The organism is Enterobacter bugandensis, from assembly GCF_900324475.1.
In the GTDB taxonomy this organism is placed as follows: domain Bacteria; phylum Pseudomonadota; class Gammaproteobacteria; order Enterobacterales; family Enterobacteriaceae; genus Enterobacter; species Enterobacter bugandensis.
In genome coordinates this window covers 1,796,786-1,809,078 of record NZ_LT992502.1, presented here as the reverse complement: position 1 = coordinate 1,809,078, position 12,293 = coordinate 1,796,786, and the positions used below count along the sequence as shown (strand labels likewise).

10 protein-coding genes are annotated in these 12,293 nt (G+C 56.1%); 3 read left to right on the top strand and 7 right to left on the bottom strand.

Annotated elements, in window-relative coordinates; all coding sequences use genetic code 11:
* Nucleotides 1-6: 6 nt before the first annotated feature.
* From plsX to yceD, 3 genes are all read right to left on the bottom strand, one after another.
* Nucleotides 7-1,041: a phosphate acyltransferase PlsX gene (gene plsX, locus DG357_RS08815; RefSeq protein ID WP_028012715.1), complete on the bottom strand. Its 1,035-nt coding sequence runs from the start codon at nucleotides 1,039-1,041 to the stop codon at nucleotides 7-9.
* Nucleotides 1,042-1,121: 80 nt separating this feature from the next.
* Complete coding sequence (rpmF, locus tag DG357_RS08810) at nucleotides 1,122-1,295, bottom strand: 50S ribosomal protein L32 (RefSeq protein ID WP_003857964.1); 174 nt, start codon at nucleotides 1,293-1,295, stop codon at nucleotides 1,122-1,124.
* Between the two features lie 16 nt (nucleotides 1,296-1,311).
* Nucleotides 1,312-1,833 carry a 23S rRNA accumulation protein YceD gene (yceD, locus tag DG357_RS08805; protein WP_021240759.1) on the bottom strand — a complete coding sequence of 174 codons (522 nt, stop codon included), beginning with the start codon at nucleotides 1,831-1,833 and terminating at the stop codon, nucleotides 1,312-1,314.
* 140 nt (nucleotides 1,834-1,973) lie between these two features.
* On the opposite strand from yceD, the gene DG357_RS08800 reads away from it, so the two are divergent.
* Entirely contained in the window at nucleotides 1,974-2,558 is a 585-nt protein-coding gene (locus DG357_RS08800) for a Maf family protein (protein ID WP_041910516.1), read from the top strand.
* A gap of 79 nt (nucleotides 2,559-2,637) precedes the next feature.
* Here DG357_RS08800 and rluC read toward each other — a convergent pair whose 3' ends face one another.
* The gene (rluC, locus tag DG357_RS08795) at nucleotides 2,638-3,585 is read right to left on the bottom strand and encodes a 23S rRNA pseudouridine(955/2504/2580) synthase RluC (RefSeq protein ID WP_028012713.1); all 948 of its coding nucleotides are present in this window, start codon (nucleotides 3,583-3,585) and stop codon (nucleotides 2,638-2,640) included.
* A gap of 572 nt (nucleotides 3,586-4,157) precedes the next feature.
* On the opposite strand from rluC, the gene rne reads away from it, so the two are divergent.
* Entirely contained in the window at nucleotides 4,158-7,265 is a 3,108-nt protein-coding gene (rne, locus tag DG357_RS08785) for a ribonuclease E (RefSeq protein ID WP_088205002.1), read from the top strand.
* A 41-nt stretch (nucleotides 7,266-7,306) separates the two neighbouring features.
* Here rne and DG357_RS08780 read toward each other — a convergent pair whose 3' ends face one another.
* Complete coding sequence (locus DG357_RS08780; RefSeq protein ID WP_088205001.1) at nucleotides 7,307-8,245, bottom strand: LysR family transcriptional regulator; 939 nt, start codon at nucleotides 8,243-8,245, stop codon at nucleotides 7,307-7,309.
* Nucleotides 8,246-8,354: 109 nt separating this feature from the next.
* On the opposite strand from DG357_RS08780, the gene DG357_RS08775 reads away from it, so the two are divergent.
* Complete coding sequence (locus tag DG357_RS08775) at nucleotides 8,355-9,569, top strand: MFS transporter (protein WP_088205000.1); 1,215 nt, start codon at nucleotides 8,355-8,357, stop codon at nucleotides 9,567-9,569.
* A 75-nt stretch (nucleotides 9,570-9,644) separates the two neighbouring features.
* On the opposite strand, the gene flgL is transcribed toward DG357_RS08775, so the two are convergent.
* Nucleotides 9,645-10,598: a flagellar hook-associated protein FlgL gene (gene flgL / locus DG357_RS08770; protein ID WP_041910520.1), complete on the bottom strand. Its 954-nt coding sequence runs from the start codon at nucleotides 10,596-10,598 to the stop codon at nucleotides 9,645-9,647.
* Nucleotides 10,599-10,612: 14 nt separating this feature from the next.
* A complete protein-coding gene (gene flgK / locus DG357_RS08765; RefSeq protein WP_048956760.1) occupies nucleotides 10,613-12,253 on the bottom strand; it encodes a flagellar hook-associated protein FlgK in 1,641 nt (546 codons plus the stop codon).
* Between the last annotated feature and the right edge of the window lie 40 nt (nucleotides 12,254-12,293).

The following is a 12,293-nucleotide window of genomic DNA, read 5'->3' as shown; positions in this document are numbered from 1 at the left end:
GTACGCTCAGTCACTTTTAGCTAATACAGATTCCAGGCGAGCGGCAATCCGCTGAGGGACTTGTCGCTGCACCGCCTGCACTGCCTGTTCAATGGCGACAGAAAATGCTCGCTGATTGGCGGCGCCATGACTCTTAATCACGATGCCGCGCAATCCTAACAGACAGGCGCCATTATACTGGTCGGGGTTGAGGTGACTGAATCGCCGCGTCAGGCTCTTTTGTAACCAACGCTTCAATAAAATCAACCACCAGGCGCTTTTTTTGCCTTCTCCCTGAGATTTCAGCAGAGAAAGGAACATGCGCACGACCCCTTCCATGGTCTTCAACGTTACGTTTCCGGTGAAGCCATCGCACACCAGAACATCCGTTTTTCCCGTCAGCAACTCATTGGCTTCGAGATAACCAATATAGTTGATGGAGGGAACCTGTTTGAGCATTTCAGCAGCGTCGCGAATGCTGTCCAGGCCTTTGGTCTCTTCTTCACCAATATTCAATAACGCAACGCGGGGATTGTTGATCCCGACCACGTCTTCTGCCAGCACCGACCCCATCACGGCGAACTGAGCCAGCATGGTACTATCACAATCCACGTTAGCGCCCAAATCGAGCACCACCGTTTTCCCCTTCTGCTGATGCGGTAACACCGTCACCAGCGCCGGGCGCTCAATGCCCTCAATCGGCTTGAGCAGTAATTTCGACAGCCCCATCAGCGCACCGGTATTGCCGGCGCTGACGCAAGCCTGCGCTCGTCCTTCTTTTACCAGCTCCAGCGCCATGCGCATAGAGCTGCCACGGCTATTACGAATCGCCTGTGAGGGGCGTGCATCACTGGCAATAACTGACTGCGCAGGAATAATCTGCAGACGCGAACGTTGTTCAAAGTCAGCTTTTGCAAGTAATGGCGTGATTGTGTCGGGATTGCCGACTAAAAGAAGTGTGAGTTGCGAATTAGAATTCAGTGCCTGCAATGCTGCAGGCACTGTCACGGAAGGGCCAAAATCTCCCCCCATGACATCTAACGCCAGGGTTAGACGTGTCAAGGTATCGTCGCAGCCTGGTTCGGTAACTTCCCCGTTTGCACGGGGAAATCCTCACTAAGCCTAATCACGCTTTCGCGCGATTACTTAGTGATAACCTTGCGGCCGCGGTAGAAACCGTCAGCGGTGATGTGGTGACGCAGGTGTTTCTCACCAGAAGTCTTGTCTACAGACAGGCTGGTAACTGCAGTCAGCGCGTCATGGGAACGACGCATGCCACGTTTGGAACGGGTTGGTTTATTCTGTTGTACGGCCATGGACCTTACTCCTCAATTACTTACGCTTTAAGCTGGCTAATACGGCAAATGGGTTTGGTTTTTGCGCTTCATCAGGCAGTTCCCCAAAGACCATGTCCGCCTCGGACACTTCACAGTGTTCAGAATCATGCACCGGAACGACTGGCAAGGAGAGGATGATTTCATCTTCAACCAGAGCCAGAAGATCGATTTCACCGAATTCGTTAACCTCAATCGGCTCATACGCTTCCGGGAGTGCTTCAGCCTGTTCGTCAGAACGAACCGGACTGAAACAATACGTTGTGTGAACATGCTGTACAAACGGTTTCCCGCAACGCTGACACTCGAGCGTTACCGTTACCTTTGCATCACCGGTTAAAACGGCGAGACGCTGGTTGTCGATAGCGAACGACATGGAGCATTCTACATCACTGTCCACACTGACTACAGATTCGGCAATACGCTCGGCCTGATCGGAAGTATAGATACCTTCGTAATCAAGGCGTTTTTGAGCCGTACGAACCGGATCAAGAGTCAGGGGTAATTTTACCTTTTGCATAGGGCGCGCATATTAACTTTGTAACGTCATAGAGTCAAAGAAAAAGGCAACCAGAGCTGCCTTTTGCCAATTATTCGCACACATTGCGGCCTGTAGTTTAAAATGGCTGGCATCGATACGCTATATCTGGTGATAAAAATATGCCAAATCTCGTCCTTGCTTCCACTTCTCCCTACCGTCGAACGCTGCTGGAAAAGCTCGGGATCCCGTTTGAATGCGCCGCGCCGGACGTTGATGAGACGCCGCAGCCGGGTGAATCACCGCGTCATCTGGTAACGCGTCTCGCTAAGGAGAAAGCGCAATCGCTGGCCGCACGTTATCCTGCACATTTGATTATAGGCTCCGATCAGGTTTGCGTGCTGGACGGTGAAATCACCGGCAAGCCCCATACGGAGGAGAATGCCTGCCAGCAGCTTCTGCGTGCGCGGGGCACTATCGTGACCTTTTACACGGGCCTGGCGCTCTATAACTCCGCCTCCGGCCATCTGCAAACCGAATGCGAGCCGTTCGACGTGCACTTCCGCCATCTTAGCGAGCAGGAGATTATGGACTACGTGCGCCGGGAACGTCCGCTGAACTGCGCAGGAAGCTTTAAGAGTGAAGGACTGGGGATTGCGCTGTTCGACAAACTGGATGGGCGGGATCCGAACACATTGGTGGGATTGCCGCTGATTGCCTTGTGTCAGATGTTACGGCGAGAAGAGTGTAATCCGCTGATCGTGTAAGTTATGCCCAGCGGCGCTTCGCTTGCATGGGCCTACGGGTTTCGTAGGCCGGGTAAGCGCAGCGCCACCCGGCACATAATCAGCCGCGCAGAACCTTCAGGCAGCGTTTCAACTGCTCGTCCAGCGGCGCTTCAATACGGATAACTTCCCCGGTATTAGGATGGGTAAACTTCAGCGCTGCCGCATGCAGGAACAGACGCGACAGGCCCGTGCCCGCCAGTTGCTTATCGAACTCGCGATCGCCGTAGCGGTCATCAAACGCAATCGGATGGCCCGCAAACTGGGTATGCACGCGAATCTGGTGGGTACGTCCCGTCACCGGGCTGCAGCGCACCAGCGTGGCAAACTCGTAGCGCTCTTCAACCTTAAAGCGCGTCTCCGACGGTTTCCCTTCCTGGCTCACGCGCACAATGCGCTCGCCGCTTTGCAGAATGTTCTTCAGCAGCGGGGCCTGCACCACCTTCACGTGGGACTGCCACTGACCGCGCACCAGCGCCAGATAATCTTTCTGCATGCCCTTCTCGCGCAGCTGCTCGTGCAGGGAACGCAGCGCTGAACGCTTTTTCGCTACCAGCAGCACGCCTGAGGTATCACGGTCCAGGCGGTGAACCAGTTCGAGGAAACGGGCTTCCGGACGCAGCGCACGTAACCCTTCAATCACGCCGAAGCTCAGACCGCTACCACCGTGGACCGCGGTACCCGATGGCTTATTCAGCACCAGAATATGATCGTCCTCATAAAGGATGACATCGCTCAGGGCCGCGACTTTTTGCAGCTTCGGCGACACCACCTCTTCTTCACGTTCAGCCACGCGAACCGGTGGAATACGCACTTCATCACCGGCTTCGAGCTTATACTCAGGCTTCACGCGTTTTTTATTCACCCGCACCTCGCCCTTACGCAGGATGCGGTAAATCATACTCTTTGGCACGCCCTTCAGTTGGGTGCGCAAGAAGTTATCGATGCGTTGCCCCGCGTAGTCATCCGCGATAGCAACCATTTTTACGGCTGGAGTCTCTGTTTTCATGGTTGGCGATTCTAAATATCGTCAGCCATTAGCGCCACTCATTTTTCTATGCTTATATTTACTTTTATCCGGCCTGCGCCCCGTTTCACGCAATCGATTTGGTGGTTATTAAACCAATCACCACCTTGAGGTGAAGAAACTGTGAGTAACCGGGTGATAATTGGTAAAAGTCATCTTGCTATAACCCGGCGAGCAGTGGAATAATGGGGCTGTTTTCCGCGTTAAATCCGGGTTTTGTAAGGATGTCGACGGAATGACCAATTTTGTCTGACCGATCATCCACGCAGCAATGGCGTAAGACGTATTGATCTTTCAGGCAGTTAGCGGGCTGCGGGTTGCAGTACTTCCCGGTATAAGGATTGTTCTCTGGAGAGTTCTACCCAGGCAATTCCCCTGATAATTGCGCTGTGTTTCCGTATGAAATACAGGCAACCGACACTCTGCGCCTCTTAAGCGAGCGACAACCGTGAGGTTGGCGACGTGAACAGACACGAGGCCATCGGTTCATACCCCGGAAAGCGTCACCTTGCCCGCAGCTTTGTCGTCAATGTAAGAATAACGAGTAAGTTACGATGAAAAGAATGTTAATCAACGCAACTCAGCAAGAAGAGTTGCGTGTCGCCCTTGTGGATGGGCAGCGCCTGTACGATCTGGATATCGAAAGTCCTGGACACGAACAGAAAAAAGCGAACATTTACAAAGGTAAAATCACCCGCATTGAACCAAGCCTTGAAGCTGCATTTGTCGATTACGGTGCTGAGCGTCATGGTTTCCTCCCTCTGAAAGAAATCGCCCGCGAATATTTCCCTGCAAACTACAACGCCCATGGCCGCCCAAACATCAAAGATGTTCTGCGTGAAGGTCAGGAAGTTATCGTTCAGATTGATAAAGAAGAGCGCGGCAACAAGGGTGCCGCACTGACCACCTTTATCAGCCTGGCGGGGAGCTATCTGGTGCTGATGCCAAACAACCCGCGCGCGGGGGGCATCTCTCGCCGTATCGAAGGTGATGACCGTACCGAGCTGAAAGAAGCGCTGGCAAGCCTTGAGCTGCCGGATGGCATGGGGCTTATCGTGCGTACCGCGGGCGTGGGCAAATCTGCCGAAGCGCTGCAGTGGGACCTGAGCTTCCGTCTGAAGCACTGGGAAGCTATCCAGAAAGCCGCAGAAAGCCGCCCTGCTCCGTTCCTGATCCACCAGGAAAGCAACGTTATCGTGCGTGCCTTCCGTGATTACCTGCGTCAGGACATCGGTGAGATTCTGATCGATAACCCGAAAGTGCTTGAGCTGGCTCGCCAGCACATCGCCGCGCTGGGTCGTCCGGATTTCACCAGCAAAATTAAACTGTACACCGGTGAAATCCCGCTGTTCAGCCACTATCAGATCGAATCCCAGATCGAGTCCGCCTTCCAGCGTGAAGTGCGCCTGCCGTCTGGCGGTTCTATCGTTATCGATACCACAGAAGCGCTGACCGCTATCGACATCAACTCCGCGCGTGCAACCCGTGGCGGGGACATCGAAGAGACGGCCTTCAACACCAACCTTGAAGCCGCTGATGAAATCGCCCGCCAGCTCCGCCTGCGCGACCTGGGCGGTCTGATTGTTATCGACTTCATCGACATGACCCCTGTTCGCCACCAGCGCGCGGTTGAAAACCGCCTGCGTGAAGCGGTGCGTCAGGATCGCGCGCGTATCCAGATTAGCCACATCTCGCGCTTCGGCCTGCTGGAGATGTCCCGCCAGCGTCTGAGCCCGTCGCTGGGTGAGTCCAGCCATCACGTCTGCCCGCGCTGCTCCGGCACTGGTACCGTGCGTGATAACGAATCTCTGTCTCTCTCTATCCTGCGTCTGATTGAAGAAGAAGCGCTGAAAGAGAACACCAAAGAGGTTCACGCCATTGTGCCTGTGCCGATTGCCTCCTACCTGCTGAACGAAAAACGTGCAGCGGTTAGCGCAATCGAAGCGCGTCAGGGCGGCGTTCGCTGCATCATCGTGCCAAACGACCAGATGGAAACCCCGCACTATCACGTGCTGCGTGTCCGTAAGGGCGAAGAGACCAGCACCCTCAGCTACCTGCTGCCGAAGCTGCATGAAGAAGAGATGGCGCTGCCTTCCGATGAAGAACCTGCCGAGCGCAAACTGCCAGAGCAGCCTGCGTTAGCGACCTTCATTATGCCTGAAGCACCACCGGAAGCGGCGCTGGAAAAAACGGCAGCCAAACCGGCGGCGCAGAAACCAGAAGCAACGGCAGTGAAAGCCCAGCCGGCGCAACCGGGTCTGCTGAGCCGCTTCTTAGGCGCGCTGAAGAAGATGTTTGCGGGTGAAGAAGTTCAGCCAGAGCAGCCGAAAGAAGAACCTAAAGCAGCCAAACCTGAACGTCAGCAGGACCGTCGCAAGCGTCAGAACAACCGCCGCGATCGTAACGACCGCAGCGACCGTAACGAGCGTCGTGACAGCCGCTCAGACAATAACGAAGGCCGTGAGCAGCGCGAAGACAACCGTCGCAACCGTCGCGAGAAACAGCAGCAGAATGTTGAAGATCGTGAAATTCGCCAGCAGGCGGGCGATGAGTCTGAGAAGAGCAAACAGCGCGACGAGCAGCAGCCACGCCGCGAACGTAACCGTCGTCGTAACGACGAGAAGCGTCAGGCGCAGCAGGAAGTTAAAAACCTGAACCGCGAAGAGCCCGCTGAGCAGCAGGACGGCGAGCAGGAAGAACGTACTCAGGTGATGCCTCGTCGTAAGCAGCGCCAGCTGTCACAGAAAGTGCGCGTTGGTGCGGCTCCGGTAGAAGAAACCACCGTAGTTGCAGCTGAAGCGGCAGAAACCGCAACAGGCACGCAGGTTGCAAAAGTTGACCTGCCAGCCGTCGTGGACAATAACGTTGAGCAAGATGAAAACGGTGAAAACCGTGACAACGCAGGTATGCCGCGTCGCTCCCGCCGTTCTCCGCGTCATCTGCGCGTGAGTGGCCAGCGTCGTCGTCGCTACCGTGACGAGCGTTATCCGACTCAGTCTCCAATGCCGTTGACCGTGGCGTGCGCGTCACCAGAAATGGCATCCGGCAAAGTCTGGATCCGTTATCCGGTCGCTCGCCTGGAGCAGGCTGTTGAAGAGCAGGCTGTGACCGAAGAGGTGATTGCTCCTGTAGCCGCGGTTGAAGATGCTATGACCGAAGCAGCAACCGTGGTTGAACCTCAGGTTGTTGAAGCGGCAAAACCACACGCAGTGGACGTCGAAACCACCCATCCTGAAGTGATTGCCGCGCCGGTTGATGCCGCACCGCAGATTATCGCCGAAGAAGATGTCGTGGTGGCAGAGGAAGTCGCTGAAGAGGCTGAACCTGTAGCCGCAGTGGAAGAAGCCGCTGATACCCTCGTCGAAACCACCACTGAAGAAATCGTTCAGGACGTTGAGATTCAGGTTGAACCGGTTGTTGAAGAAGCGAAAGCGCCTGAAGTGGAGCCAGAGCCGGTTAAGGTTGCCGCCGCTCCTGTGCCTGCTCACGTTGCGACAGCGCCGATGACGCGCGCTCCGGCACCAGAGTATGTGCCTGAAGCACCGCGTCACAGCGACTGGGTTCGCCCGGCGTTCAGCTTTGACGGTAAAGGCGCTGCAGGCGGCCACAGTGCAACGCATCAGGCGACGGCACCAGCGACGCGTCCGCAGTCTGTAGAATAACGACGCAGAAAGTAAAAAGCCGACCTTCGGGTCGGCTTTTTTTATGGCTGCTGCACGGGCTTTCTCATCCCGGTGACCTCCGGCATGATCTGCCGCATTAGCTCCAGAAATCGCCGCAAGCGCGCAGGATAATACCGGGACCAGGGGTAAACCAGATGCACCGGTAACGCCGCCGGCTGCCACTCTGGCAGCAAATGTACCAGCCGACCTTCCCGGATATCATCCTGTACCGTCCAGCTGGATACTACCGCCACGCCAAGGCCGGTGAGTGCCGTATTGCGTGCGACATACAGACTGTCGGTGCTCAGGCGTGGGGTAATTATCACGCGCGCGGTGGCGAATGATGCCTCGTGAAAAAGCTCCACATGGCGCTGGTAGAAAGAGCTGATGGCAATCCAGGGAAGCTGCTGCACATCCTCCGGGGCGTTAACCGTCGGAAAGCGGTCCAGCAATGCCGGAGAAGCCACCACCGAGCGCGGCACTTCGGCCAGCAGCACGGACACGGTCGCCGGGTCGACTTCCATTCCCACCCGAATAGCGCAGTCAAGGTTGTCGCCCAGAAAATCAGCCGACCGATCGTTGAGCATCCATTCAATAGAAAGCTGCGGATAACGCTGTAGAAATTCGGTTAGTGGTTTCAGGAGCTGATCCTGACCAAACGCATGCGGCGCCCGCACCCGCAGCACGCCTACAGGTTCATCTTCCGTCTGCCCCACCTCATCTTCCAGCGCCAGCCAGCTGTCAATTACCCGGCGGGCATGCTGATAGCAGCGCTCCCCGTCATCCGTCAACCGCGTCGTGTGGGTGGTGCGCAACATCAGACGCACGCCCAGCATAGTCTCAAGCGACTGCAGCCGCCGGCTCACCGTGGCCTGGGTGGTGTCCAGCTGCCGTGCCGCCGCAGAAAGGGAACCCGCCTCCACAATGCGGACAAACGTCCGCATCAGCTCTACCCTGTCTATACGCTCAGCTCTTTTCATTTACTTTTCATCTATACGTTCAACGTATAAGCGTTTTACCACCGCGCCCGCTACCGCCGCAAGGCGTACTGATGAAAAATAGCCTCACACGATGAATGAGGAACGTCTTATGAATACAACAACCGGCGCCCATGCCGTAAGCCGCTGGGTAATCTTAATGCTGGCGCTCGGTGCAGGCTTCAGCGTGGCATCCATCTATTATGCCCAGCCTCTGCTGCCTCTGATGGGCGCCGACCTTCACCTGAGTATCGAAGGAATGGGCCTGGTCCCGACCCTCACCCAGGCGGGATATGCCTTAGGGATCCTGTTCCTGCTGCCGCTCGGCGATCGCCACGACCGCAGAACGTTAATCCTGATAAAGAGCGCAGCCCTGGCGCTGTTCCTGCTGGGCTGTAGCCTGACCGGACAGATCCACTCCCTGCTGTTGGCAAGCCTGCTCATCGGCATGGCCGCCACCATGGCGCAGGATATTGTCCCGGCTGCGGCGATCCTTGCGCCGGAAGGCAAACAGGGGAAAACCGTGGGTACGGTGATGACCGGTCTGCTGCTGGGCATTTTGCTCTCCCGAACCGTCAGCGGCGTGGTGGGCGAAGCGTTTGGCTGGCGCGTGATGTATCAACTGGCTGCGGCAAGTATTGCGTTTATCGGCGTGGTGATGTGGGCCGTACTCCCTCGTTTCGCCGTTCACTCCACGCTGAGCTATCCCGCTCTGCTGCGCTCGATGGAGCATCTGTGGCGTCGTTATCCCGCTCTGCGCCGTGCCGCGCTGGCCCAGGGTTTTCTGTCGATAGCCTTTAGCGCCTTCTGGTCTACGCTTGCGGTCATGCTGCTGGAACGCTATCACCTCGGGAGTGCCGTCGCCGGTGGTTTTGGTATCGCAGGTGCAGCCGGTGCGTTGGCAGCCCCGCTGGCAGGCGGCCTGGCGGATAAACTGGGTGCCGGGAAAGTCACGCAGCTTGGTGCCGTCCTTGTGACCGTCTCGTTTGCCCTGATGTTCCTGATGCCCGCCCTGGGAGTTCACGGACAGCTGATTCTGATTGCCGTCTCTGCTATCGGGTTCGATCTGGGCCTGCAGTCCAGCCTGGTCGCGCACCAGAATCTGGTTTACAGCCTTGAGCCACAGGCGCGGGGTCGTCTGAACGCCCTGCTCTTTACCGTGATCTTTATCGGTATGGCGTTGGGTTCCGCGTTAGGCAGCAATATTTACACGCTGGCTGGCTGGACGGGCGTGGTTGCGCTGGCAACGGTTTGCGGCATCATTGCGCTGGCAATCCGTATGATTGAAAGCGCGCGGGTCGCCTCGGCACCAGCAGAAATGGCATAAAAAAAATGCCCAATCCAGACGGATTGGGCAGTAAAACATGCCCAGTTTCAAGACATGTTCCAAGAGGTCAAGATGTTATTTGTTCAGCTGGAACAGAGACATGCCCTGCATATCGCTAAACGCTTTATAAGAAGCCTGCAGGGCCGCCTGCTGCATGGTGTAAGAGGAAATCGCTTCGTTCCAGTCCACGTCCACCAGGTCGCTCATCTGCTTAGTCTGACCCAGCGCGCGGTCGTCACCCAGGGTATCGAGTTTTTCCAGTTCGTTCAGTTTAGTACCCACATCCGCAACGACCGTCAGGACGTTGTTCTGAGCGTTTTTAATACCGATCTGCGCGTTGGAAATCACCTGGCCTTGCGCGGCGGCCGCGGCCGGATCGTTCTCAATCGGCGTTTTCAACGAAGCAATGGCGGAATCAAGGATTTTAAACATGTTGGTATCGCCATACCCACCGCCCGGCAGCTCTTGTGCATTGCTGGTAATGCTCTCAAAGATCTGCTGGCCGGTATGGCTGATCGCCATGTTTCGCGCCGTATCGACCTGCTGAGTGATCGCCTCAGTACCACCATTGTAGGTGCCGGTTGCGGCATCAAACGGTGCACTCTCGGTTTTGTATCCCGCAAAGATAAAGCGACCATTGCCATCCGTCGTGTTAGCCAGGTTCATCAGCTGGTCGCGGATCCCCTGGATATCGGTCGCCAGAGAGAGACGGTCGTCATCGCTTAAGGTGCCGTTTGACGCGTAGACCAGCTTCTCACGCACGCTTGATAACGCGGTGTTCACCTGGGTCAGCACGTTATCTTCCAGCGACACTTTTTGCGTGGCAAAGGTGCGCGCTAACGCGAACTGGCTGTTTTGAGACTGAGACTGTGACAGCACAATAGACTGCGAAGCCGCGATAGGATCGTCCGACGGACGGTTAACGCGCTTGCCGGTGGACATTTGCTCACCGTAGCTCAGCCATCTGCTCTGGGAATCGGTGATCCCGCGCATGTTCTGTTCGTACATCATCTGGGTGCTAATACGCATTTTTCACCTCAACCTTAACGAATGTTGATAATTGCATCGAAGAGCGTACTGGCAGTCTGAAGCACCTGCGCGTTGGCGAGGTAATACTGCTGATAACGCTGCAGGTTGCCATACTCTTCGTCGAGGTTTACCCCAGAGATGGTCTGCTGCTGCTTAATTAACTGCGTTTCCACATTGGCTTTCGTCTGGCTACTGACTTTCAGTGAAGCGGTGGTGCTCCCTACGGTGCTCACCAGTGAGGCATAGGCATCGTTAAAGGTTTTGTTCCCGCCAACCACTTTGCTGTTTTGCAGATCGAGCATTTTCTGCCCGTTGCGGTTATCGCTCTCACCGCCGTTCTGCACCGCGGCCATGGCCAGTTTGGATTCGTCACTGATGGACAGTTCCATATTCATGATGACGTCAGAGACGGGCTTCACGGTAAAGCTGTCTTTGGCGTTGGCCGAACCGCTGACGTTCACGTTGAGACCATCAAACGACAGATTGCCGCTGGCATCCGGGCTCATGGTAAAGCTGGTCTTGTCCGACGTGCGGGTGATGGTCCAGTCGGTGCCGTTAAACTGCAGCTTATAGTCCGTTGCCTGAACTTTGGTGCTGTCCGCAACGGTGGCATTGACGACCGCCGTGCCGCTATTTTTGCTGTTGGAAAGCACAGCCGGAGAACCGAAGCCGAACAGCTTGCCGCCCGCATCGCCGTTGGCATCAAAGCCGGCCTCGTGCTGCTTGTTCATCGCGTCGGCAAACGCCAGCGCCATCTGGTTCAGGTTATTACGAGCCTTATCCAGATCTTCCGCGCGGAAGGTCAGCAAACCGCCTAACGAACCGGTAGTGATCATCTTTTCCGGGATCTCGACATTACCCGCAACTTCATCGACGTAGGCGATAGTGGTGCGGGAAGGATCGGCGCTGGACTTCACGGCAGCCAGCTGGTTAGCTTTGCTGCCCTGCACCAGGCTGTAGCCGTTGCCGAAAGAGATGTTAAACGTGCCGCTATCCTGAACCGAAACTTCCACACCCACGATTTTGTTCAGCTCGTTGACGAGCTGATCGCGCTGGTCGAGCAGATCGTTAGGCGATGCGCCCGCGCCGACGCCGGTGAGGCGGGAAATCTGATCGTTCAGATTGGCAATCTGTTTGGCATAGTTGTTGATTTGCGAAACGCTGGTCCCGATCGCGGTATTCACCTGCGTATCCTGATCGCGGAGATACTGATCGTTGGTTTTGAACTGATTGACCAGGCCGCCCGCTTTTCCCAGCACCGTCTGACGCGCAGCCGGGTCTTCCGCGTTGCTCACCAGCGTTTGCAGGCTCTTAAAGAAATCCTGCAGGGTGGTGGAAAGCGAGTTGGTGGTATCGGAGAGCACATCGTCAATTTTTGACATCTGCTGATAGCGCGTGGTCAGGCCGCTGCTCTGGGTCTGCGCGGCGCGCAGCTGGTTGGTGATGAAAGCGTCATATTCACGCTGGACACCGGAGACATACACCCCGTTACCCACCCAGCCACCGCCGGTCAGCGTGCTGTTAGATGCACCCAGAACCGTCGTCTGGCGGGTGTAACCTGCCACGTTATAGCTTGAAATATTATTACTGACGGTATTGAGTGCCGACTGCGCGGCACTGAGGCCACTCATGGCGCTGTTAATCAAACTGGACATGGGGGTTCCTTTTATACGTTCAGACACGAGTCCTGATGAA

What these genes read in the sequence shown, in the direction of transcription:
- rpmF (WP_003857964.1), bottom strand. Translation starts at nt 1,295, where the DNA reads ATGGCCGTACAACAGAATAAACCAACCCGTTCCAAACGTGGCATGCGT.
- yceD (WP_021240759.1), bottom strand. Translation starts at nt 1,833, where the DNA reads ATGCAAAAGGTAAAATTACCCCTGACTCTTGATCCGGTTCGTACGGCT.
- DG357_RS08800 (WP_041910516.1), top strand. Translation starts at nt 1,974, where the DNA reads ATGCCAAATCTCGTCCTTGCTTCCACTTCTCCCTACCGTCGAACGCTG.
- rluC (WP_028012713.1), bottom strand. Translation starts at nt 3,585, where the DNA reads ATGAAAACAGAGACTCCAGCCGTAAAAATGGTTGCTATCGCGGATGAC.
- rne (WP_088205002.1), top strand. Translation starts at nt 4,158, where the DNA reads ATGAAAAGAATGTTAATCAACGCAACTCAGCAAGAAGAGTTGCGTGTC.
- DG357_RS08780 (WP_088205001.1), bottom strand. Translation starts at nt 8,245, where the DNA reads ATGAAAAGAGCTGAGCGTATAGACAGGGTAGAGCTGATGCGGACGTTT.
- DG357_RS08775 (WP_088205000.1), top strand. Translation starts at nt 8,355, where the DNA reads ATGAATACAACAACCGGCGCCCATGCCGTAAGCCGCTGGGTAATCTTA.
- flgL (WP_041910520.1), bottom strand. Translation starts at nt 10,598, where the DNA reads ATGCGTATTAGCACCCAGATGATGTACGAACAGAACATGCGCGGGATC.
- flgK (WP_048956760.1), bottom strand. Translation starts at nt 12,253, where the DNA reads ATGTCCAGTTTGATTAACAGCGCCATGAGTGGCCTCAGTGCCGCGCAG.